This window comes from Streptomyces sp. NPDC086787 (assembly GCF_044745865.1).
In the GTDB taxonomy this organism is placed as follows: Bacteria; Actinomycetota; Actinomycetes; order Streptomycetales; family Streptomycetaceae; genus Streptomyces.
In genome coordinates, this window is the sequence record NZ_JBIVBC010000001.1 from 391,020 (window position 1) to 413,937 (window position 22,918).

Consider the following 22,918-nt stretch of genomic DNA (forward strand, 5'->3'; position numbering starts at 1 on the left):
GACAGGACACAGAGAGCTCCCGTGCGGCGCCCGCGCCCCGGACGGCGGCCATCGCGCATCGCGCGGGCCGCGGACGTCAACGGCTGCCGACCCCAACCGGTCGGCGCCGGACCAGGCGCGGCGCCCGGGAGCCTGACGGGAGAAACGCCCGCATGCTCGAACCGACCGAATCCGCAGAGTCCGTCACGGACTCCGAACTGAACACTCCCAGCGACACACTGCCGCCGCGTAAGCGGCGCCGTGCCGCGTCCCGCCCGGCGGGTCCGCCTGTCGAGGGCGAGGCCTCGACCGAGGTCACCGTGCCGGCCATACCGGCCGCGGAGGTCACCGACGTCGCGTCGGAGACCGAGGAGCAGACCGAAGCCACGGCGGCTCCCGCCGCCCGTCCGCGTCGTCGTGCGACGCGTCGCGCCTCGGCGCCCGCCGGTGCGCCCGCGGCCGCTGAGGCCACCGAGACGGTCGTCGCGGCCGCTGCCGAGGCTCCTGCTGAGGCCGAGACCGAGGTAGCGGCAGAGGCCGCGCCCGCCGCTCGTCCGCGTCGTCGCGCGACCCGCCGTACCACCGCGCCCGCCGGTGCGCCCGCGCCCGCCGCCGAGGTGACCGAGACCGTTGCCGCGGCCGATGCCCCGGATGCGCCCGCCGCCGAGGCCCAGACCAGTGAGGCCGCGCCCGCCGCCCGTCCGCGTCGTCGTGCGGCGCGCCGTGCCTCGGCGCCCGCCGGTGCGCCCGCGGCCGCTGAGGCCGCCGAGACGGTTGTCCCGGCTGCGGAGGCCCTCACCGCCGAGACCGAAGCCGAGACCGAGGTAGAGGTAGCGGCGGAGCCCGCGCCCGCCGCTCGTCCGCGTCGTCGCGCGACCCGCCGTGCCTCCGCGCCGACCGGCGGCCCGAAGGCCGCGGAAGCCGAGGTCGTCGAGACCGCCGGTGCCGTGGAGGCCGTCGCCGAGGCCCCGGAGCCCGCCCCCGCCCAGGTCCCCGAGACCAGCGAGGCCGCCGCCGAGGACGCCGGGCGTCGTACGCGCCGACGGGCGACCCGCCGGGTCTCCGCGCCCGCCGGTGCTCCCGCCGCCGAGGAGGCCCCCGCGGCCCCCGCCGTGGAGCAGGCCCCCGAGGCCCCCGTGGAGAGCACCGAGGCCGCCGACACCGCCGAGGACGCGGCCCCGCGCCGTAGCCGCCGTCGGGTCGTACGACAGGCCGCCGCCGGATTCTCCGAGCCCGCACGCCAGACCTCCCGGCAGCGGCAGCCCGCCGCCGAGGCCCCGGAGAGCGAGTCGCGCCGCCCGTCGCGGCCCGCCGTGGCCGTGTTCCAGGCCCCCGTGTTCGCCGAGCCCAAGTTCCAGACGCCGGAGCGGGCCGCCGCCGAAGCCGCCGCAGAGGCGGCCGTCGCCGAGGAGCCCAGCGAGCCCGCGGAGCTCCCGGAGGAGCAGACCGGCAAGGGTCGCCGTCGTCGTCGCCGCGCCGCAGGTCAGAGCGAGGAGCCGGAGGCCAAGGTCGCCGCGACCCCCGCCGAGGTCGAGACCGAACAGGCCGAGGAGCCGGAGGACCCGGAATCCGCCGAAGACCTCGCCGACGGCGAGGACACCGAGGAGGCCGAGGAATCGGAGGATTCCGGTTCGCGCCGTCGCCGCCGCCGTGGTGGCCGCCGTCGCCGCCGTGGTGACGCCGCCGACGGCGAGTCCGGTGACGCCGACTCCGACGAGGCCGCCGCCGAGCAGGCCGCGCAGGACGCCGAGGACACCGCCGAGCAGGAGGAGGAGGACGCCGACGACGCGCACGCCGAGTCCGGCGGTTCCTCCAGCAGCCGCCGTCGCCGTCGCCGTCGTCGCCGCGCCGGTGACTCCTCCGGCGAAGCCGAACCCGGTGACGGCGACCCGGAGCGCACGGTCGTCAAGGTCCGTGAGCCCCGCAAGCCCAGCGAGCCGTCCGACGAGGTGCAGTCCATCAAGGGCTCGACCCGTCTGGAGGCCAAGAAGCAGCGCCGCCGCGAGGGCCGTGAGCAGGGCCGCCGGCGTGTGCCGATCATCACTGAGGCCGAGTTCCTCGCCCGCCGTGAGGCCGTCGAGCGCGTGATGGTCGTCCGCCAGAACGGCGACCGCACGCAGATCGGCGTCATGGAGGACGGCGTGCTCGTCGAGCACTACGTCAACAAGGAGCAGTCGACCTCGTACGTCGGCAACGTCTACCTGGGCAAGGTCCAGAACGTGCTGCCGTCGATGGAGGCCGCGTTCATCGACATCGGCAAGGGCCGCAACGCCGTCCTCTACGCCGGTGAGGTCAACTTCGAGGCGCTGGGCATGGCGAACGGCCCGCGCCGTATCGAGTCCGCCCTGAAGTCCGGCCAGTCCGTGCTCGTCCAGGTGACCAAGGACCCGATCGGTCACAAGGGCGCCCGCCTGACCAGCCAGGTCTCCCTCCCGGGCCGCTACCTCGTGTACGTCCCCGAGGGCTCCATGACCGGCATCAGCCGCAAGCTGCCCGACACCGAGCGCGCCCGGCTGAAGACCATCCTCAAGAAGATCGTCCCCGACGACGCGGGCGTCATCGTGCGCACCGCCGCCGAGGGCGCCAGCGAGGACGAGCTGCGCCGCGACGTCGAACGGCTCCAGGCGCAGTGGGAGGACATCCAGAAGAAGTCGAAGAACGGCGGCAGCTCGAACGCGCCGTCGCTGCTCTACGGCGAGCCGGACATGACCGTCCGGGTCGTGCGCGACATCTTCAACGAGGACTTCTCCAAGGTCATCGTCAGCGGTGACGAGGCATGGGAGACCGTCCACGGCTATGTCTCGCACGTCGCGCCGGATCTGGCCGACCGGCTGTCGAAGTGGACCTCCGAGGTCGACGCCTTCGCCACCTACCGGATCGACGAGCAGCTCGCCAAGGCGTTGGACCGCAAGGTCTGGCTGCCCAGCGGCGGTTCGCTGGTGATCGACCGGACCGAGGCGATGGTCGTCGTCGACGTCAACACCGGCAAGTTCACCGGCCAGGGCGGCAACCTCGAGGAGACCGTCACCAGGAACAACCTGGAGGCGGCAGAGGAGATCGTCCGTCAGCTGCGGCTGCGCGACCTCGGCGGCATCATCGTCATCGACTTCATCGACATGGTCCTGGAGTCCAACCGGGACCTCGTCCTGCGGCGTCTCCTGGAGTGCCTGGGCCGTGACCGTACGAAGCACCAGGTCGCCGAGGTGACCTCGCTGGGTCTGGTGCAGATGACCCGCAAGCGGGTCGGGCAGGGGCTGCTGGAGTCCTTCTCGGAGACCTGCGTCCACTGCAACGGTCGCGGTGTGATCGTGCACATGGAGCAGCCGGTCTCCGTCGGGGGCGGCGGCGGCAAGCGCAAGAAGCGCGGACGCGGCGGCGACGGGCACGTGCACGAGCACGAGGCCCACGAGGGTGTCGTCGGCGAGCCCGTCGAGACCGCCGAGCAGGAGGCCGACAGCGACGAGGAGACCGTGGCCGAGGTCACGGCCGAGGCCGCCGCGCCGGTGGCGCTGCCCTCGCCCGACTTCTCGGCGGACGAGGAGCTGTACAGCAGCGTCGCCGAGGCGGAGGCCGCAGCCTCCCGGGGCCGTAGCCGCCGCCGGGTGAGCCGTCGCGCGTCCGCTCCGGCGGGCTCGCCCAGGCGGAAGGCCGCGGCGGAGCCCGTCGAGGCGCCCACCGCACAGGCCGTCACGGCCGCCGAGGAGGCCGCGCTGCCGGTGCGGCAGGAGACCGCCGCCGAGGTGCTCGCCGAGCCCACCGCCGTCGAGGACGCGGTGGTCGCCGCGCCCCTGGCGGAGGAGGCCGCTCCCAAGGGCCGTACGCGCCGTCGCGCCACCCGGAAGGTGTCGGCGCCGGCCGGTTCCCCCGAGGGCGCCGAGTCGACTGTGGTGACCGTCACCGAGGCCGCGGCCCCGGTGGCCGAGACGGCTCCGGCGGAGCAGGCCGCGGCCGTGGCCCCGGCCGAGGAGGCGCCCGCAGAGAGTGCCGCCCCGGCCCGCCCGCGCCGCCGTGCCGTGCGCAAGGCCACCGCGCCCACCGCGTCCGAGGAGGCGGCCGTCGTGGTCGTGTCGTCGGCCACGGCGGACGAGGCACCCACGGCCGAGCCGGCCGAGCCGGCCGAGGCCGCCGAGGAAGCCGCTCCGGCCAAGAAGGCGGCTCGCAAGACCGCCAAGAAGGCCACGGCGAAGAAGGCCGCCACCACCAAGAAGACCGCGGCCAAGAAGACGGTCGCGGCCAAGAAGACGACGGCCAAGAAGGTGGCGAAGACCACCAAGACGGCCGCCGCCAAGTCGACGGCGAAGAAGACGGCCGCGGCGCGGAGCACCTCCACGGAGGACTGACCCGACCGCGTCCTTCGGGCCGCACACGGACCGCGCGGGACACCGGTGACTCACGGTGTCCCGCGCGGCTCAAGTCCGCCGAAGCTGCGTTATAGCTGTGTTGGCGCTGTGTTTTCCCTGAGTTTCGCGGAGCTTCACCAAGTCCTTACGTCATGTTTCTGGTGTGACGAAGTTGGTGCGAGCTGAGGTATCACTGTGGTAACCCTGAGGCAAAATCATTTGCCCGCGCTGGTAACCTGGCGAAGGCTCGGCCACTGGAGATCCGTGCGCCGAGCCGCAGTCTTCGTGTGCGCGTGTCCTCCCGGTCCGCACATCAGCTGCCATCACGCAGAGACCTAGTTGTGTGGAGAGGTCCGCGTGCGTCAGGGGGATGCGGACAACCGCGCGAGCACCCGTCCCGTCCCTACTCAAGTAAGTGGTACGCACGAGCGGGCCACCAAGGAAAGAGGGGGGACGTCGATGACCGACGCCCACGAGCCGATACCCGCTGCCCACCCTGTGATCGATCAGGAGGAGATCGACGCCGCCGTACGCGTCCTGCGCAGCGGCCGCGTCGTCCAGGGGCCCGAGGTGGCCGCATTCGAGGCGGAGTTCTCCGATCTGGTGGACCAGCGGCACTGTGTCGCGGTCAACTCCGGCACCTCCGCGCTGCACCTGACCCTGCTCGGCCTCGGACTCGGTCCGGGCGACGAGGTCATCGTGCCGTCGTTCTCCTTCGCCGCCTCGGCCAACGCCGTGCGGCTCGTCGGCGCCGACGTGATCTTCGCCGACGTCGAGCCCGACACCTTCTGCCTCGACCCGGCCGCCGTCGAAGCCGCCATCACGCCCCGCACCGCGGCGATCATGCCGGTCCACCTCTACGGCCACCCCGCCGCCATGGACCGCATCATGGCGATCGCCGAGCAGCACGGACTGGCCGTCGTGGAGGACGCCTGCCAGGCGCACGCGGCCGCGCTGCACGGCACCCCGGTCGGCGCCTTCGGCGCGGCGGGCACGTTCAGCTTCTACCCGACCAAGAACATGCACAGCCTTGAGGGCGGCATGGTCAGCACCGCCGACGCCGAGCTCGCCCGCACCCTGCGCCTGCTGCGCAACCAGGGCATGGAGCAGCGCTACGCCAACGAGATCGTCGGCGCCAACATGCGCATGACGGACGTCGCCGCCGCGGTCGGCCGGGTGCAGCGTGGCAAGCTCGACGGCTGGACCGAGAAGCGCATCGCCAACGCCACGTACCTGAGCGCGCACATCACCGCACCGAACGTGATCACGCCGAAGACGGCGGAGGGCGCCCGGCACGTCTTCCACCAGTACACCGTGCGCATCCAGGGCGACCGGGACGCAGCGATGGCCCGCCTGACCGAGGCCGGCATCGGCAACGCCGTGTACTACCCCACCCCGATCCACCGGCTCCGGCCGTACTGGGAGCCGGACCAGAAGGCCGGCCGCACCTGGGACCTGCCCGAGACCGAGCGCGCCGCCGCCGAAGTGGTGTCGCTGCCCGTCCACCCGGGCCTGTCCCAGAACGATCTGGAGCGCATCGTGTCCGTTGTCAACACCCTGGGAGAGCAGCTGTGAGCGGGAAGCGGCTGCGGGCCGGCCTGGTCGGCCTCGGTTCCATGGGGCGTCACCACGCCCGAGTCCTGTCCGGTCTGGAGGGCGTCGACCTCGTCGGCGTCGTCGACCCGATGGGCGACAAGTACGGAGCCGCGCAGGGCGCGCCCGTCCTGAACACCGTCGACGAGCTCATCGAGCTGGGTGTCGACTACACGGTCGTGGCCTGCCCGACCGGTCTGCACGAGGAGGTCGGTCTCCGCCTCGCCGAGGCCGACGTCTGCGCGCTGATCGAGAAGCCGGTCGCCGACACCGTGGAGGGCGCCCGCCGTCTGGTCGAGGCCTTCGAGGCGCGCGGCCTGGTGGCCGGCGTCGGCCACATCGAGCGCTGCAACCCGGCGCTGCGCTCCCTGCGGGCCCGTCTGGAGGCCGGCGAGCTCGGCGACGTCTACCAGGTCGTCACCCGCCGCCAGGGTCCCTTCCCGCACCGCATCGCGGACGTCGGCGTGGTCAAGGACCTCGCCACCCACGACATCGACCTCACCGGCTGGGTGACGGGACGCACGTACACGTCCATCGCCGCCCACACCGTCTCCAAGAGCGGGCGCTCGCACGAGGACATGGTCTCCGCGGTGGGCACGCTCGACGACGGCACCATGGTCAACCACCTGGTCAACTGGCTGAGCCCGCTCAAGGAGCGCTTCACCTCGGTCACCGGCGAGCGCGGCTGCTTCATCGCCGACACCCTCACCGCCGACCTGACGTTCCACTCCAACGCCGCGGTGGAGACGGAGTGGGAGGCGCTCCAGGCCTTCCGGGGTGTCGCCGAGGGCGACATGATCCGCTACGCCATACCGAAGCGTGAGCCGCTGCTGGTGGAGCACGAGCTGTTCCGTGACGCCGTGCTCGGCCAGCCCGCCGACATCTGCACCCTGCGCCAGGGCATGCGGACGGTCGAGGTGGCGGCGGCGGTGCTGGAGTCGGCGAAGGACGGCAGCACCGTCCTGCTGAACCGGGACAGCCTCGAAACCGTCTGACCATCCAGACGCACGTCGCAGTCCCCGGCCCCCTTGCCCGCAGGGGGCGGAATTCCTGTTCCATCCGGAGGAAAACAAACAATGGAATCCCCTGCCCGCAGGCCGAGGCTCGCGGTCATCGTCGCCAACGGCATCACGGGTGACTCCCGCGTCCAGAAGACCGCGGTCGCGGCGGCGCGAGACGGCTGGGACGTGACCCTGATCGGCCGCAGTGACACCAAGCGTGTCCAGCGGTCGAAGATGGGCCCGATCGACGTGATCCGGGTACCGGTACGTACGGATTACCGGCGTGGCGTGAACGCTCGCAAGGCACACCCCTTGCGAGCGGTCGCGACCCAGTTCCACCTCCAGGACCAGGCGGCTCTGAAGAGCTACACGGCGGCCTACCGCGCCTGGGTGCGTCAGAAGTCCGCCGAGAGCAACTGGGCCGGTGCTCCGCGCCGTACGTCCCTCAAGGCGCTGCTGCGGGCCCGCCGGTCCGCGCACCGGCTGCGGGTCCGGGCGTTCAAGTGGGAGCAGCGGCGCAGGCCCAAGGACCCGGCCCCGGTCGGCGACTGGCGCCGCGACTGGCCGCAGATCGTCGATCTCGATCTCGCGTTCGGTCCCGTGCTGGAGGAGATCGAGCCGGACGTCATCCACGCCAACGACGTCACGATGATCGCCACCGCGGCGCTCAGCGCCGCCCGGATGCGGGCCCAGGGCCGCAAGTGCGCCTGGCTCTACGACGCGCACGAGTACGTCAAGGGCGTCGAGTGGCCCAACGCCCGCCAGGCTTCCGCGCTGCCCGCCCTGGAGGCCGAGTTCATCGGCCGTGCCGATGCCGTCGTCACCGTCTCCACGCAGATGGCGGAGTTCCTGCGGGACGACCACAGGCTCGCCGAACTGCCGCTGGTCGTGGGCAACTCGCCGGTCCGTGAGGTGATCGGTGCGGGCCGGTCCGCCGCGTCGGTCCGTGAGGCGTGCGGCCTCAGCAGCGAGACGCCGCTGATGGTCTACTCGGGCTGGATCGGCCCCGAGCGCGGGGTGGACGCCGTCATCGACGGTCTGCCCGAGCTCCCCGGCTTCCATCTCGCGCTGGTGGTGGGCCGGACCACGCCGCTGCTGGAGGAACTGCTCGCGCGGGCCGAGTCCCGCGGGGTGCGCGACCGGATCCACCTGGTGCCCTACGTGCCGCAGCACGAGGTCGCCGACTACCTCTCGTCCGCCGACCTCGGCCTCACCCCCTTCAGGCGTGTGCCCAACTGCGAGGTGTCGCTGCCCACGAAGGTCTCCGAGTACCTCCAGGCGGGGCTGCCGCTGGTGACGAGCGACGTCAAGGTCATCAAGGCCTACGTCGAGGAGCACGGCCTGGGCGAGGTGTGGACCTGGGACGACCCGAAGACCTTCGCCGCGGCCGCCGCGCTGGCCATGGACAACCGCGAGAAGCTCGCCGCGGCGATCACGGAGGACGTCCGCACGGACCTCTCCTGGGAGGCGCAGAGCGGCAAGCTGCTCCAGCTGTACCGCGAGCTGTCGAAGAAGACCCCGCCCGGCCCCCGGCCGGAGGTCTCCTGGACCGTGCAGGAGACCCCCGACGCCGTGCGGACCGTGGAGAACGTCGGCTCCGACGGTCAGCCGACGTGGCGAAGGCTCGCCGAGACCCGCATCAGGCTGGGCCTCGGCCCGGCCAACTACGCCGGTCAGGGAGCCGCGTACGCCCAGGCGATCACGCGCGTCAACCCGGACGTGTCGGTCGAAGTCGTGATGAACAAGCAGCCGCAGTCCTTCGACTACCCGGCCGACGTGTACGTGGACGCGACCCGGCTGGGTGAGCTGGGTGTCCAGCTCCAGCAGGTGGAGCGGATCGTCGGCCGCTACACGCATCTCCTGGTCGACGCCTTCATGCCCGTCTTCGGTCTTCTCAACGGCCCGTCCGTGGCCGGTGATCTGGACGCGCTCAAGCAGGCGGGGATCAAGGTCGCGCTGCTCGCCCACGGCAGCGAGATCCGTCACCCGGCCCGTCACATGGAACGCCACGCGTTCTCGCTCTTCCACGACGCCCCCAAGGGCATCGCCCCGAAGCTCCAGGCGAAGGCCGAGCGGAACAAGCGGATCGCGACGGAGGCGGGACTGCCGCTGTTCGTCACCACGCCGGACCTCCTCGAAGACCTGCCGACCGCCACCTGGGCGCCGCTGGTCGTGGACGTCGCGGCCTGGGCCACCGATCGTCCGGTCATGGAGCGCGAGCGCCCGCTGGTCCTGCACGCCCCGTCGAAGCGGTGGACCAAGGGCACGGACCGGATCATGCCGGTGCTCACCGAACTGCACGACGCGGGCCTCATCGAGTTCAAGCTCGCCGAGGGCATCCCGTGGGCCCGGATGCGGGAGCTGGTGCAGAGCTGCGACCTGGTGCTCGACCAGTTCACGACCGGTAGCTACGGCACGTTCGCGGTGGAGGCGATGGCCGCGGGCAAGCCCGTCGTCGCCTACATCAGCGACGGAGTGAAGGCCGCGACGGACGGGGCCCTGCCCATCGTCAACGCCACCCCGGACACCCTCCAGGAAGTCATCCGGTCCCTCGTCGCCGACCGGGAGGGCACGGCACGGATCGGCGAGCGGTCCGTCGAGTTCGCCCGCACCTACCACGACGGAAGCTGGACCGCCCAGGTCCTGAGCGATTTCCTGAAGTGACCGGTTCAGAAAGGCTTTTGATGGAAGCGCAGAGCGCCGACGCGTCCCGCCCGACCAAGGGCCGTGTCGTCATGCTGGTCGACAACAAGGTCGAGGGCGACTCGCGGGTGCAGAAGGCCGCCGAGTCCGCCGCGGCGGCCGGCTGGGACGTGGTGCTGCTCGGTCTCGTGCGGTCCGGTCGCGGGCGCACCTGGAAGCTCGGGGACGCCGAGGTCCGGCTGCTGCCGCTGAAGACCCCGCTGTCCAAGCGGCATGCCGAGCGGCACCGCTCGCTGCTGCGCCGTCCGTTCGCCTACCCGCCGGGCCCGATGTCGGCCTACCGCCGACAGTGGGTCAAGGCGTGGCGGGCGGACCTGGCCACCCGGCGGGCGGCCCTCAGAGTGGCTCCCGCCGCCGTCGGCTCCCCGCTGTTCCGTAAGGGCGAGAAGCTCCGTCTGACGGTGGCCGGCCCGGTCTCCAAGTTCCTTCAGAAGTGGGTCGGCTTCCGCGCCCGCCAGACCAGCCAGGCGCAGAAGGCGGGCCGCGCCCTGCGCGGTCCGCTCGACCGTGCCTTCACCGCCGTGTGGAAGGGCGTCAAGGGCAAGCGGGCCTGGCGCCGCCTCGAACCCGTGCTGTGGGACTACGAGCTGACGTACGGCGCCGAGATAGACGCCCTCAAGCCGGATCTCATTCACGCCAACGACTTCCGGATGCTCGGAGTGGGCGCCCGCGCGACCGTACGGGCACGTGCCGCGGGCCGCTCGGTCAAGCTGGTCTGGGACGCGCACGAGTTCCTGCCCGGCGTACGGCCGTGGGAGGACAACGCCCACTGGATCCCCGGCAACACGGCGCACGAGAGCGAGTACGCCCCGTACGCCGACGCCGTGGTCACCGTCTCCGAGGGGCTGGCCGACCTGCTGCGGGAGCGGCACGGGCTCAAGGAGCAGCCGGTCACGGTGCTCAACGCGCCCGACCGTCCCGTGGAGCGGGACCCGGCGAACGAGGACGCCGAGCCGGAGCCGGACCTGCGCGAGCTGTGCGGGATCGGCCCGGACGTACCGCTGGTCGTCTACAGCGGCTCGCCCGGCCCGCAGCGCGGCCTCGGCGACATGGTGGAAGCACTGCCGAAGCTGGACGGCGTCCACATGGCGTTCGTCGTCCCGTCCCCGGCGGCGGCCTACATCCAGGGTCTGCTGCGCCGCGCGCAGGAGCTCGGCGTCGGGGACCGGCTGCACGCCGTCCCCTACGTCAAGCACTGGCAGGTCGTGCGCTTCCTGGCCGCGGCGGACGCGGGCTGCATCCCCATCCACCACTGGCCGAACCACGAGATCGCGCTGATCACGAAGTTCTTCGAGTACTCGCACGCCCGGCTGCCGCTGGTCGTGAGCGATGTCAAGACCATGTCCGAGACGACCCGTTCCACGGGTCAGGGCGAGATCTGCCGGGCCGAGGACGTCGACGACCTCGTACGCGCCATCAAGGCCGTGCTCGCCGACCCGGACAAGTACAAGGCCGCCTACGACAAGCCGGGGCTGCTCGACACCTGGACCTGGGAAGCGCAGGCCGAAGTCCTGGACGCGCTCTACACCCGTCTGGTCCGGGGGATCCCGAAGGAGAGATCATGAGTGCGCCTCCCGACGTCAGCGTTGTCGTCGCGGTGTACAACACCATGCCGTACCTGACGCAGTGCCTCGAGTCACTCGTCGGACAGAGCATAGGACTGGACCGGCTGGAGATCGTCGCGGTGGACGACGGGTCCACCGACGACAGCGGCCGGGAACTCGACCGCTTCGCCGAGCGGTACCCCGGCACCCTCAAGGTGATCCACCAGGCCAACTCCGGAGGTCCGGCGGCGCCCAGCAACCGGGCACTGGAGGTCGCCACGGGCCGGTACGTCTACTTCATCGGCTCCGACGACTACCTCGGCAAGGAGGCGCTCAAGCGCATGGTGGCCTGTGCCGACAAGCACGGGTCCGACGTCGTGGTCGGCAAGATGGAGGGCACCAACGGCCGCTACGTCCACCAGGCCCTGTACAAGAAGAACGACCCGGACGTCCGGCTGATCGACTCCGCGCTGCCCTTCACCCTCGCCAACACCAAGCTGTTCCGGCGGGAACTGGTCGAGCAGCACAAGCTGCGCTTCCCCGAGCACCTGCCGGTGGGCAGCGACCAGCCGTTCACCATCGAGGCCTGCGTGCGAGCCCGCAAGATCTCGGTGCTGGCGGACTACACCTGCTACTACGCGGTCAAGCGCGGCGACGCCGGCAACATCACCTACCGCGCCGACCACCTGGCACGGCTGCGGTGCACGGCGGAGATCATGGACTTCACCGCCGGTCTCATCGAGCCCGGCCCGGAGCGCGACGCCGTCCTGCGCCGGCACTTCACCTGGGAACTGGCCAAGCTCGTCCAGGACGACTTCCCCGACCTGGACGGGGAACTCCAGCGGGAGATCTGCGCGGGCATCGCCCGGCTCGCGGACACCTACTTCACGGACGGCATCCGCGACGCCATGGACGTCAAGCGCCGGGTGCGCATCTGCCTGGCCAGGTCCGGCGCGATCGAGGAGCTGTGCGAGGCGATCACCTCGGAGAAGGCGAACGGGACACCGCCGTTCGTCGTCGAGGGCGAGCGCGCCTACGCCGGCTACCCCGGTTTCCGGGACCCGCGGATCAGCCTGCCCGACCGCTGCTTCGAACTGATCGGCGAATCGGTCCCCGGCCGGCTCTTCCAGGGCACCGAGCTGCTCGCCTCGGCCTGGGAGCAGGAGGGCGAGGAGATCACCTACACGGCCTCCGTCCGGGTGCCCGTCGTGGGCGACGTGACCGGCGCCGCCCTGCGGCTCGCCAAGAAGGCCATGCCCAAGTCGGCGGACAAGGCGGGCGCCAGGAGGCTGCCGGCCGGAACCACCCTGCCGGACCCGGAGGGCACCCTCACGACGGAACCCGCGGACGACGGGGCGGCCACCGTGCTGCACGCCCGCGTCCCGCTGGACCGGCATACCGCCAAGCGAGGCCTGCGCGTATACCTGGACGTGGCCGGCTCGACCTACGAGATCCCCGTACGCGGCAAGGGCAAGCCCATGCCGCTGGCCCGCAAGTGGGGCTCCGAGGCCGACCCGTACCGGGTGTCGGCCCTCGTGAACTCCAAGGGCCGTGTGGTGATCGACACGGCCCCGATGCACCCGCCCAAGCCGTCACTGGTTTCCCGGGTGGGAACATTGGTCTCCCCGGTGAGTGCCCGACTCGCCGGTGGCCTCAGGAGGAAACTCGTCCGCGGCCTCAAGCGCCTCAAGAGGAAGTAGTAGCGACCGTCCCATGAACATCTGTGTAGTAGCGCTCGGCAAGATCGGGCTTCCGCTGGCCGTGCAGTTCGCCGCCAAGGGCCACCGGGTCATCGGCGCGGACGTCAACACGAAGGTCGTCGAGCTGGTCAACGCCGGGACCGAGCCGTTCCCCGGCGAGCACGACCTCGACATCAAGCTCAAGCAGGTGGTCGAGGCCGGCCTGCTCAGCGCCACCACGGACACCGCGGCGGCGGTGGCCGAGTCCGACGCCGTCGTCGTGGTCGTCCCGCTGTTCGTCGACGCCGAGGGCGTGCCCGACTTCGGCTGGATGGACGCCGCCACGAAGGCGATCGCGCAGGGCCTGCGGCCCGGCACCCTCGTGTCGTACGAGACCACGCTGCCGGTGGGCACCACCCGGACCAGGTGGGCGCCGATGCTGGCCGAGGGCTCGGGTCTGACTCCGGGCGAGGACTTCCACCTGGTCTTCTCGCCGGAGCGGGTCCTCACCGGCCGTGTCTTCGCCGACCTGCGCCGCTACCCGAAGCTCGTCGGCGGCATCGACGACGCCTCCGGCGCCCGCGGTGTCGAGTTCTACGAGGCCGTCCTCGACTTCGACGACCGCGACGACCTGCCCCAGCCCAACGGGGTCTGGGACCTGGGCACCGCGGAGGCCTCCGAGCTGGCCAAGCTCGCCGAGACCACCTACCGCGACGTCAACATCGGCCTGGCCAACCAGTTCGCGCGGTTCGCCGACCAGAACGGCATCGACGTCAAGAAGGTCATCGAGGCCTGCAACTCGCAGCCGTACAGCCACATCCACCAGCCGGGCATCGCGGTCGGCGGCCACTGCATCCCGATCTACCCGCGCATGTACCTCTGGAACGACCCGGCGGCGACCGTCGTGCGCTCCGCGCGCGAGGCGAACGCCGCGATGCCGGAGTACGCGGTGGACCTGCTCGCGGCGGCCTACGGCGACCTGACCGGCACGAACGTCCTCGTGCTGGGCGCCGCCTACCGCGGCGGCGTGAAGGAGACCGCCTTCTCGGGCGTCTTCCCGACCGTGGAGGCGCTCCGGGCGCGCGGCGCCGTCCCGTACGTCTCCGACCCGATGTACACGGCCGAGGAACTGTCGGCGCACGGCCTCCCGCCGCACACCGGCGAGAAGGTCACCGCGGCGATCCTCCAGGCCGACCACGCCGAGTACCGCACGCTGACCCCCGCCGACCTGCCGGACGTGACGGTCCTGGTCGACGGGCGCCGCACGACCGACCCGGAGGCCTGGAAGGGCGTCCGCCGGGTGGTCATCGGCGGCTGACCCACATCTGGGCGTCATACGATGCGGCTCCGGTCATTGACCGGGGCCGCATCCGTTTGTGCCGTACCGCCGTTCTTGCCGTTCGCCGAGGGAGGGAGGCAGGCCCGTGTCCGACGCCCGCTCCGCGATCGCCTCGATCCGCCGCAGGGGTGCCCTGCCGCTGCTGGTCTGCCTGCTGTACGCCGTGTTCCAGCTCGGCGCCGGCCCGCAGTGGACGCTCTTCCCCGACTCCTACCGGTACGCACGGGCCGCCGAGCAGTACCTCGGGGCCTCCCGGCAGGAGGCACACCGCGAGGCTCTGGCCGCCTTCTGCACCAGTCGGGCCGCACACCGGGCGCACGACGAGAAGCTCCAGCCGGAGGAGAAGCGCGGCGAGCGGGCAATCAGGTCGACCGAGGAGCGCGCCTGCCTCGACCGGTGGGCGGACGCCCCCGACATCACCACCGGTGACCCGCGTTACCAGGCGATCTTCTCCTCCCGCCCCGGCTATCCGCTGCTCGCGGCGCCGTTCGTCGGCGCCTTCGGCGTACTGCGCGGCATGCGGCTGCTCGGACTGGTCACGGCCGCGGCGGCGTCGCTGATGGTGTACGGACTCCTGCGCGGCGCGGGGCTGGCCCGGCGGGCCGCCCTCACCGGCCAGCTGGCCTTCCTGGCCACCCCGCTCGGCTGGTGGAGCGCCCAGGCACTGGGGGAGGGGCTCTTCACCGTGTGCGTGCTCGGCATCCTGTGGGGCGGTCTGCTGCTGTTCCGCCGGCGTTCCGTGCCGGGTGCGGTGGCGTTGACGGCCCTCTCCTACGGCGCGGCGGTGCTCACCCGCTACTCGTCCGTTCTGGTCCTCGCCGCCCTGCTGGCCGCGGTCGGCGCGGGCGCGTTCTGCTTCTCCCGGGACCGGCGTCTGCGCCACGCGGGCACCGTGGCGCTGGTGGGTGTGTCGACGGCCGCCGCGGCCGCCGTCGTGGCGGCGATGCGCGTGTGGGACCTGCCGTCCTCGCAGGTCACCCTGCAGGACACCTTCACGCACCACTTCACCACGCCGGACGTCGCCCACCCGTGGTCGGCGCTGCTCCAGCTGGCGACGCGGTTCTGGCGGGACTGGGCCGCGCAGCAGATCGCCGCTCCCGGCTTCCTCCTGCTCACCGCGCTGGCGGTCTGGGCCCTGGCCCGCTACGGCGAGGGACTCGGCGGGCTCGCCCTGGCGACCGGCGTCGGCGGCGTCCTGCTGGTCAGCGCCCATCCGCTGGTACAGGAGGCCGACCGGCTCGCCGTCCTGATGTGGATGCCCGTCGTACTGGGCCTGCCGTTGGCCGTCGACCGGCACCTAGCAGTACGCCCGCTGCCGCCGAGGACACCGGGGGAACCCGGCGAGGACCCGGACCGGCCCCCGCGGCAGCGTGTGGCCCGAGCCCCGGTGACGGCGACCGAGGCGAAAGCGGACTCCAGCGGCTGACGGCCGCCGCCGGCCCTCGCCCGGCCGCCGTCCCGTCGGTCAGCCTGCGTGCTCGGTGAGCACGCCGTCCTTCTCCTGGTACAGCGCGCCGGTCTGCGGGCACTCCCAGACGCCGTCCTCACCGGCCCGCTCGACGAGTCGGACGCCGGCGTGGCCGACCCAGCCGGCCTGGCGCGCCGGTACGCCCATGACCAGGGCGAAGTCCGGGACGTCCCGGGTGACGACCGAGCCCGCAGCGATCATCGACCAGCGGCCGATGGTGATCGGTGCGACGCACACGGAACGCGCGCCGATCGAGGCGCCGTCGGCGATCCGTACGCCGACGGCCTCCCAGTCGCCGCCCCGCTTCTGCTTGCCCGCGGGATCCACCGAGCGCGGGTTGTGGTCGTTGGTCAGGACCACGGCGGGGCCGATGAACACACCGTCGCCGAGTTCGGCGGGCTCGTACACGAGCGCGTAGTTCTGGAGCTTGCAGTTGTCGCCCATGCGCACGCCGGATCCGACGTAGGCGCCACGGCCGATCACACAGCCCTCGCCGAGGCGCGCGCCGTCACGGATCTGGGCGAGGTCCCAGACGCTGCTCCCGTCGCCGATCTCGGCGCTCTCGTCGACCTGGGCGCTGGGCTGGACCCTGTAGTTCACTTTTCTGCCTCCGCTGTGTGGCTCCGCCCGGTGAGCATAAGGCTGCGGTGCTCGGGGCAGCGCACCCGAGGCCCGGTTTGACCCCTCAAGCCGGGCCCCGTAACCTTGACCGTCGGCGTGTCGAGTGGCGCGCCACATCCTCGTAAACCTTTCTTCCTCCCGAGTGCCTCGGTGGTCGGGAGAGGCTGTCCGTGCAGGTTCCCGGACAGCTGGACTGCGAGGGTGCCGTTCCCGAGCGAGAGAGTGAGATCCGCGTGTACGCCATCGTGCGCAGCGGTGGTCGCCAGCACAAGGTTGCTGTCGGCGACATCGTTGAGGTTGACAAGATTTCCACTGCCAAGGTTGGCGACACGGTCGAGCTCTCGACCCTGCTCGTTGTCGACGGCGAAGCTGTGACCAGCGACCCGTGGGTGCTGGCCGGTATCAAGGTCCAGGCCGAGGTCGTGGACCACCACAAGGGCCAGAAGATCGACATTCTGCGCTACAAGAACAAGACCGGCTACCGTCGCCGTCAGGGCCACCGCCAGCAGTACACGGCGATCAAGGTCACGGCGATCCCCGCGGCTGCGAAGTAAGGGACTGAGGAGAAATGGCACACAAGAAGGGCGCATCGTCCACCCGGAACGGTCGCGACTCCAATGCCCAGCGGCTCGGCGTGAAGCGCTTCGGCGGTCAGGTCGTCAACGCTGGTGAGATCCTGGTCCGTCAGCGCGGCACCCACTTCCACCCGGGCGCGGGCGTCGGCCGTGGCGGCGACGACACGCTGTTCGCCCTGGAGGCCGGTGCGGTGCAGTTCGGCACCCACCGTGGCCGCAAGGTCGTGAACATCGTTTCGGTCGGCTGACCGAACGCTTCACCTCGCGAGGCGGACCTCACTTCCCAGTCGGGAAGGCGGGTCCGCCTTTCGCGTGTTGTTAATGGAAGCAGCACTCAGGCAACACCCCTGTACGTCTTTGGAGGCACCGAACCATGACCACCTTCGTGGACCGCGTCGAACTGCATGTCGCCGCGGGTAACGGAGGCCACGGCTGTGCCTCCGTCCACCGTGAGAAGTTCAAGCCGCTCGGCGGACCCGACGGCGGCAACGGCGGTCGCGGCGGCGACGTGATCCTGACCGTCGACCAGTCGATCACCACGCTGCTGGACTACCACCACTCCCCGCACCGCAAGGCCACCAACGGCAAGCCCGGCGAAGGCGGCAACCGCTCCGGCAAGGACGGCCAGGACCTGGTCCTGCCGGTGCCGGACGGCACGGTCGTGCTGGACAAGGCGGGCAACGTGCTCGCCGACCTGGTCGGGCACGGCACGTCGTACATCGCCGCGCAGGGCGGCCGGGGCGGTCTGGGCAACGCGGCGCTGGCCTCCGCCCGCCGCAAGGCCCCCGGCTTCGCGCTGCTGGGCGAGCCCGGTGACCTCCAGGACGTCGTCCTGGAGCTGAAGACCGTCGCCGACGTGGCTCTGGTGGGCTACCCGAGCGCGGGCAAGTCGTCGTTGATCTCCGTGCTGAGCGCGGCCAAGCCGAAGATCGCCGACTACCCCTTCACCACCCTCGTCCCCAACCTGGGTGTGGTGACGGCCGGCTCGACCGTCTACACCATCGCCGACGTGCCCGGCCTGATCCCGGGTGCCAGCCAGGGCAAGGGCCTCGGCCTCGAGTTCCTGCGGCACGTGGAACGGTGCAGCGTGCTGGTGCACGTGCTGGACACCGCCACCCTGGAGTCCGACCGCGACCCGCTCTCCGACCTCGACACCATCGAGGAGGAGCTGCGGCAGTACGGCGGCCTCGACAAGCGGCCCCGGATCGTCGTCCTGAACAAGGTCGACGTGCCGGACGGCAAGGACCTCGCCGAGCTGGTCCGCCCCGACCTGGAAGCGCGTGGCTACCGTGTCTTCGAGGTTTCGGCGGTGGCGCACATCGGGCTGCGTGAGCTGTCGTTCGCACTCGGTGACCTGGTCGGCAGCGCGCGCGCGGCGAAGCCGAAGGAGGAGGCGACGCGGATCGTCATCCGGCCCAAGGCCGTGGACGACGCGGGCTTCACCGTGACCCGTGAGGAGGTCGACGGCGAGCTGCTGTTCCGGGTGCGCGGCGAGAAGCCGGAGCGCTGGGTCCGCCAGACCGACTTCAACAACGACGAGGCCGTCGGCTACCTCGCCGACCGGCTCAACCGTCTCGGTGTCGAGGAGCGGCTGATGAAGGCGGGCGCCCGCACGGGCGACGGCGTCGCCATCGGCCCCGAGGAGAACGCGGTCGTCTTCGACTGGGAGCCGACGGTCATGGCCGGCGCGGAGATGCTCGGCCGGCGTGGCGAGGACCACCGGCTGGAGGAGCAGCGCCCCGCGGCCCAGCGCCGCCGCGACCGCCAGGCGGAGCGCGACGACGCACAGCGCGAGTACGACACCTTCGATCCGTTCGAGTAACCCGCACACGAGCGACCCGCACGCAATCCACACGGGCGGCCCGGTGACAGCGTCCCCCCTTCGGGGGCGGCACTGTCACCGGGCCGCCTCGTTGCTTTCGGTCCCGGTCCGGTCCCGGCCATTGCCACGGAATTCCAATATCGGGATTCCGTGGCAATTTCCGATCTCTCCCCGCCGGGCGTTATTTCCGGCCCCCGGATCTTGGATCTGATGCCGCCGGGGCGCACGGTGCACGCGTTGTCGCCGGGCGAACACACCCGGACACCGGGGGAGTGGACTTACTCACAGCAATTTCATCGGTTTCTTATGGACATGTGGCATCACCAGGAGCGCAAGGTGAATGGGAGGTTGCGCGTACATATGCGATGAAGGGCGCCCGCCTTGCATCGCGGTAACCGGAAGTGGGACCATTTCCGGGTTCCCTGACGTCCCGAGGTAGGTCCACCTGTGTCCCAGCACATAGCCAAGCCCCGAACCACCGCAGTGATCCTGGCCGGTGGCACCGGCCAGCGGGTGGGTCTGTCGATCCCGAAGCAGCTGCTGAAGATCGCCGGCAAGGCAGTCATCGAGCACACCCTGACCACCTTCGAGAACGCCGACTCGATCGACGACATCATCGTGCTGATGGCCGAGGGCTATGTGCCGGACGTCGAGAAGATCGTGGCCAAGGCCGGTCTCCGCAAGGTCAAGAAGATCATCGAGGGCGGTTCCACCCGGAACGAGACCACCGAGCGCGCGATCAGCGCCATCGGCGAGGGCCTGGCCGAGGGGGAGGACGTGAACGTCCTCTTCCACGACGCCGTGCGCCCCCTGCTGTCGCAGCGCGTCATCGACGACTGTGTGACGGCGCTCGAGCGCTACCAGGCCGTCGACGTGGCCATCCCGTCCGCCGACACCATCATCGTCACGCGCACGCACGGTGAGGACGGCGAGTTCATCACCGAGATCCCGGACCGCTCCCGGCTGCGCCGCGGCCAGACCCCGCAGGCCTTCAAGCTGTCCACGATCCGCCGCGCCTACGAGGTCGCCGCCGGTGACCCCAACTTCCAGGCCACGGACGACTGTTCCGTCGTGCTCAAGTACCTGCCCGACGTGCCGATCCACGTCGTCGCGGGCGACGAGTACAACATGAAGGTGACCCAGCCGGTCGACGTGTTCATCGCCGACAAGCTCTTCCAGCTCGGCTCCACGGCCGCCCCCGACCAGAAGGGCGAGGAGGCCTACCGCGAGCTGCTGACCGGCAGGACGGTCGTGATCTTCGGCGGCTCCTACGGCATCGGCAAGGACATCGCCGAGCTCGCCGAGTCCTACGGCGCCTCCGTCTACGCGCTGGGCCGCTCCACCACCGGCACCCATGTGGAGAACCCGGAGGAGGTCGACGACGCGCTGTCCAAGGCGTACGCGGAGACCGGCCGGATCGACTACGTCGTGAACACCGCCGGCGTGCTGCGCATCGGCAAGCTCGCCGAGACCGACAACGCCACCATCGAGGAGGCGCTGAAGGTCAACTACCTGGCCCCGGTGCAGATCGCCCGCTCCTCCTACAAGTACCTGGCCGAGACCAAGGGGCAGTTGCTGCTCTACACCTCCAGCAGCTACACCCGTGGCCGTGCCGAGTACAGCCTCTACTCCTCCACCAAGGCCGCCATGGTGAACCTCACCCAGGCGCTGTCCGACGAGTGGGCGGGCGACGGCATCCGGGTCAACTGCGTCAACCCGGAGCGGACCGCCACTCCGATGCGCACCAAGGCCTTCGGCCAGGAGCCCCAGGGCAGCCTGCTGTCCTCGGAGGCCGTCGCCCGTACCTCGCTCGACGTGCTGCTTTCCGAGCTGACCGGCCATGTCATCGACGTCCGCCAGCAGGACCCGACGGCCGCCGCGGGCAAGGCTTCCGGGTTCGAGCAGGCGCTCGCCGGCGTCCTTGACCGGCAGGACGACGTGTCATAATCAACATCAATTAGGCGGCCGATATTCGGGCCTCTGTGGTCACGCGTTCGCGGGGTATTCACAGGGGCCTGAATCCGTAGACTCACAGATCTCACATATTTCACAGATCATCCGCAATACGTACGCAAGGTCCATCCGGCCTTTTTTCAGCAAAAGGTTCTTTGTGATATCTACCGCTATTCGTGTCGCCCGGGTGGGCAGCGCGGCCGAGCTGGCCGCAGCGGCCCTCTTGCTGCTGGGCTACCCCGGCCTCATGCTGGCGGCGCTCGTGCCGAGCGTCTACGCCTTCGCGGCCGCGGCCGCCGTGACGTACCTCGCGGACCGCTATCTGCACCGCAAGGGGAGCTACCTGCTCAACCGCCTCGGCAAGGTGCGGGCCGGTCTGCCGATCCGCTTCCTGATCCGGCAGCTCCTGCTGATCCTGCTGATCGCGCGGACACCCCTGTCGGATGACCTGATCTTCTACGGTGCGATCGCCTGCTTCATCGGCTTCTACGGCCTCCAGGCCCCGCACGGCGCGCTGACCACCCTGATCCGCAACCGCCGCCGGATGCCGGTCATCACCCGCAACGTCGACCTGAAGTCCCGTATCCGCATCCCGGACGCCCCGCCCCGGCGCCTGATGCACCGCTCCACGGAGAAGATGCTCCACCTCGACCTCGCGGCCGTCACCGGCCTGCTGGTCTCGGCGGCCGTGGACTCGTACGTTCCCGGCTTCATCGGCATCGGCGTCACCGTCGTACTGGGCCTGCTGTACGTGATCGCGCTCACGCCGTACGTCCGCGGCGGCCAGACCCCGCCGAAGGCCGCCCAGGTGCTGGCCGCGGTGGACGAGTGGCTGGGCGAGTACATGCCGGAGACGGTGCTCTACTTCTCCGGCTCCAAGGACTCCGCCTACCAGGTCAACATGTGGCTGGAGACGATGGAGCAGCTGGAGACCCGGCCGCTGATCATCCTCCGCGACCGCATCGTGCTGTCCAACCTGGCCCCCACCACCGTTCCCGTCATCTGCGTGGCCGGCGGCGTGCACCTGATGAACCTGGACCTGTCCAACGTGCGCGTGGCGCTGTACCCCGCGAACGTCGGCAAGAACATCCACCTGCTGCGCGTCCCGACCATGAAGCACGTCTTCATCGGCCACGGCGACAGCGACAAGCTGGCCAGCGTCAACCCGTTCAGCAAGGTGTACGACGAGGTGTGGACCGCGGGCCGCGCGGGCCGCGACCGCTACGCCATCGCCGACGTAGGCGTCCGCGACGACGACATCGTGGAGGTCGGCCGCCCGCAGCTGGCGCCGATCAAGACCTGGCAGGGCCCGGCCGAGGACCGCATCCCGACCGTGCTGTACGCGCCGACCTGGGAAGGCTGGGACGGCAACCCCGGCAACACCTCGCTCGTGCTCGCCGGCGAGAACATCGTGAAGCAGCTGGTCGCGGCCGACCCGCCGGTCCGTGTCCTGTACAAGCCGCACCCCTTCACCGGCACCGTCAACCCCAAGGCCCGCGCCGCGCACCGGCGCGTCGCGGCCCTGGTCGAGAAGGCCGCCGCCCAGCGCGCCGCCGACCCCCGCTTCACCGCCGACGCGGCCGGGCAGGCACGGGCCAAGTCCGAGCTGGCCCGGATCGAGGCCCGGCTCGCCGAGCTGTCCGGCGCCGGCGCGGAGAAGGGCGACGAGGCCGAGACCTCCCGTGACGCCCTGGTCGATATGCGGGCGCACGAGGAGATCGCCCGGCTGCGCGCCGAGTGGAACGCCACCTACTGGAGTTCGTTCCCGACCCACCAGCACCGTGTCATCGAGGGCGCCCAGCCGCGGCTGTACGACTGCTTCAACGTCGCCGACGCGATGGTCTCCGACATCTCCAGCGTGGTGTCCGACTTCATCGCCAGCGGCAAGCCCTACGCCGTCACGGACTCCGCCCGCGTCGGTGTGGACGAGTTCAGGCGGCAGAACACGGCCGTGCGCGCCGCCGTGATCCTCTCCAACGAGGCGAGCGAACTGGGTCCGCTGCTGGACGCGGTCCGCGACCCCTCCGCGGACCCGCTGGCCGGGGACCGCGCCGAGCTCAAGCGGTATCTGCTGGGCCCGGACGAGCCGAAGTCGATCGAGCAGTTCAACGCCGCGTTGGCGAACCTCGCGATCAAGTCCGAGGCCCGCAACCAGGGCCAGCTGATCCGCGCCGCCGCCGCCGCTGCCGCGGCGGAGGACGGCGAGCTGGCCGACCTGCTGCCCGGTCAGCGGCTGTCGTCCACCGGCGACACGGACGGCGTGACCACCGGCTGACCACCCGCCCGACAGCGGCACAGGGC

At 71.1% G+C, this 22,918-nt stretch carries 14 protein-coding genes; 13 read left to right on the top strand and 1 reads right to left on the bottom strand.

Annotated elements, in window-relative coordinates; genetic code table 11:
- The first annotated feature begins 152 nt into the window (after positions 1–152).
- The 8 genes from ACIPK3_RS01730 (at position 153) to ACIPK3_RS01765 (ending at position 15,604) form a co-directional block, all read left to right on the top strand.
- Positions 153–4,319 carry an Rne/Rng family ribonuclease gene (locus ACIPK3_RS01730; protein ID WP_402565661.1) on the top strand — a complete coding sequence of 1,389 codons (4,167 nt, stop codon included), beginning with the start codon at positions 153–155 and terminating at the stop codon, positions 4,317–4,319.
- A gap of 459 nt (positions 4,320–4,778) precedes the next feature.
- On the top strand, positions 4,779–5,894 hold the full coding sequence (locus ACIPK3_RS01735; RefSeq protein ID WP_402565663.1) for a DegT/DnrJ/EryC1/StrS family aminotransferase: 1,116 nt from the start codon (positions 4,779–4,781) through the stop codon (positions 5,892–5,894).
- Complete coding sequence (locus ACIPK3_RS01740; protein WP_402565665.1) at positions 5,891–6,907, top strand: Gfo/Idh/MocA family protein; 1,017 nt, start codon at positions 5,891–5,893, stop codon at positions 6,905–6,907. The genes ACIPK3_RS01735 and ACIPK3_RS01740 overlap by 4 nt, the downstream gene beginning before the upstream one ends.
- Positions 6,908–6,988: 81 nt before the next feature.
- The gene (locus tag ACIPK3_RS01745) at positions 6,989–9,577 is read left to right on the top strand and encodes a glycosyltransferase family 4 protein (protein WP_402565667.1); all 2,589 of its coding nucleotides are present in this window, start codon (positions 6,989–6,991) and stop codon (positions 9,575–9,577) included.
- Positions 9,578–9,597: 20 nt separating this feature from the next.
- Positions 9,598–11,181: a glycosyltransferase family 4 protein gene (locus tag ACIPK3_RS01750; RefSeq protein ID WP_402565669.1), complete on the top strand. Its 1,584-nt coding sequence runs from the start codon at positions 9,598–9,600 to the stop codon at positions 11,179–11,181.
- Positions 11,178–12,860, top strand: coding sequence for a glycosyltransferase family 2 protein (locus ACIPK3_RS01755; RefSeq protein WP_402565671.1), 1,683 nt, complete (start codon positions 11,178–11,180; stop codon positions 12,858–12,860). Before ACIPK3_RS01750 ends, ACIPK3_RS01755 begins: the two co-directional genes overlap by 4 nt.
- A gap of 13 nt (positions 12,861–12,873) precedes the next feature.
- Positions 12,874–14,157 (top strand): nucleotide sugar dehydrogenase, encoded by a 1,284-nt coding sequence (locus ACIPK3_RS01760; RefSeq protein ID WP_402565673.1) that lies wholly within the window; start codon positions 12,874–12,876, stop codon positions 14,155–14,157.
- 106 nt (positions 14,158–14,263) lie between these two features.
- Positions 14,264–15,604 carry a hypothetical protein gene (locus tag ACIPK3_RS01765; RefSeq protein ID WP_402565675.1) on the top strand — a complete coding sequence of 447 codons (1,341 nt, stop codon included), beginning with the start codon at positions 14,264–14,266 and terminating at the stop codon, positions 15,602–15,604.
- Between the two features lie 39 nt (positions 15,605–15,643).
- Here ACIPK3_RS01765 and ACIPK3_RS01770 read toward each other — a convergent pair whose 3' ends face one another.
- Complete coding sequence (locus ACIPK3_RS01770; protein ID WP_402565677.1) at positions 15,644–16,246, bottom strand: acyltransferase; 603 nt, start codon at positions 16,244–16,246, stop codon at positions 15,644–15,646.
- 254 nt (positions 16,247–16,500) lie between these two features.
- Between ACIPK3_RS01770 and rplU the strand changes: the two genes are divergently transcribed.
- The 5 genes from rplU to ACIPK3_RS01795 all read left to right on the top strand — a co-directional run bounded on the left by rplU (position 16,501) and on the right by ACIPK3_RS01795 (position 22,892).
- The gene (gene rplU / locus ACIPK3_RS01775; RefSeq protein WP_401430486.1) at positions 16,501–16,821 is read left to right on the top strand and encodes a 50S ribosomal protein L21; all 321 of its coding nucleotides are present in this window, start codon (positions 16,501–16,503) and stop codon (positions 16,819–16,821) included.
- A gap of 14 nt (positions 16,822–16,835) precedes the next feature.
- Positions 16,836–17,090: a 50S ribosomal protein L27 gene (rpmA, locus tag ACIPK3_RS01780; RefSeq protein WP_402565679.1), complete on the top strand. Its 255-nt coding sequence runs from the start codon at positions 16,836–16,838 to the stop codon at positions 17,088–17,090.
- A gap of 125 nt (positions 17,091–17,215) precedes the next feature.
- On the top strand, positions 17,216–18,664 hold the full coding sequence (gene obgE, locus ACIPK3_RS01785) for a GTPase ObgE (protein ID WP_402565681.1): 1,449 nt from the start codon (positions 17,216–17,218) through the stop codon (positions 18,662–18,664).
- 447 nt (positions 18,665–19,111) lie between these two features.
- Entirely contained in the window at positions 19,112–20,611 is a 1,500-nt protein-coding gene (locus ACIPK3_RS01790) for a D-ribitol-5-phosphate cytidylyltransferase (protein WP_402565683.1), read from the top strand.
- A 163-nt stretch (positions 20,612–20,774) separates the two neighbouring features.
- Positions 20,775–22,892 (top strand): hypothetical protein, encoded by a 2,118-nt coding sequence (locus ACIPK3_RS01795; RefSeq protein ID WP_402565685.1) that lies wholly within the window; start codon positions 20,775–20,777, stop codon positions 22,890–22,892.
- The last annotated feature ends 26 nt before the right edge of the window (positions 22,893–22,918 follow it).

Bases quoted from the DNA above. Each gene is read 5' to 3' on its own strand.
- ACIPK3_RS01760 (WP_402565673.1), top strand. From the start codon at position 12,874: ATGAACATCTGTGTAGTAGCGCTCGGCAAGATCGGGCTTCCGCTGGCC.
- ACIPK3_RS01730 (WP_402565661.1), top strand. From the start codon at position 153: ATGCTCGAACCGACCGAATCCGCAGAGTCCGTCACGGACTCCGAACTG.
- ACIPK3_RS01755 (WP_402565671.1), top strand. From the start codon at position 11,178: ATGAGTGCGCCTCCCGACGTCAGCGTTGTCGTCGCGGTGTACAACACC.
- ACIPK3_RS01745 (WP_402565667.1), top strand. From the start codon at position 6,989: ATGGAATCCCCTGCCCGCAGGCCGAGGCTCGCGGTCATCGTCGCCAAC.
- obgE (WP_402565681.1), top strand. From the start codon at position 17,216: ATGACCACCTTCGTGGACCGCGTCGAACTGCATGTCGCCGCGGGTAAC.
- ACIPK3_RS01735 (WP_402565663.1), top strand. From the start codon at position 4,779: ATGACCGACGCCCACGAGCCGATACCCGCTGCCCACCCTGTGATCGAT.
- rpmA (WP_402565679.1), top strand. From the start codon at position 16,836: ATGGCACACAAGAAGGGCGCATCGTCCACCCGGAACGGTCGCGACTCC.
- ACIPK3_RS01750 (WP_402565669.1), top strand. From the start codon at position 9,598: ATGGAAGCGCAGAGCGCCGACGCGTCCCGCCCGACCAAGGGCCGTGTC.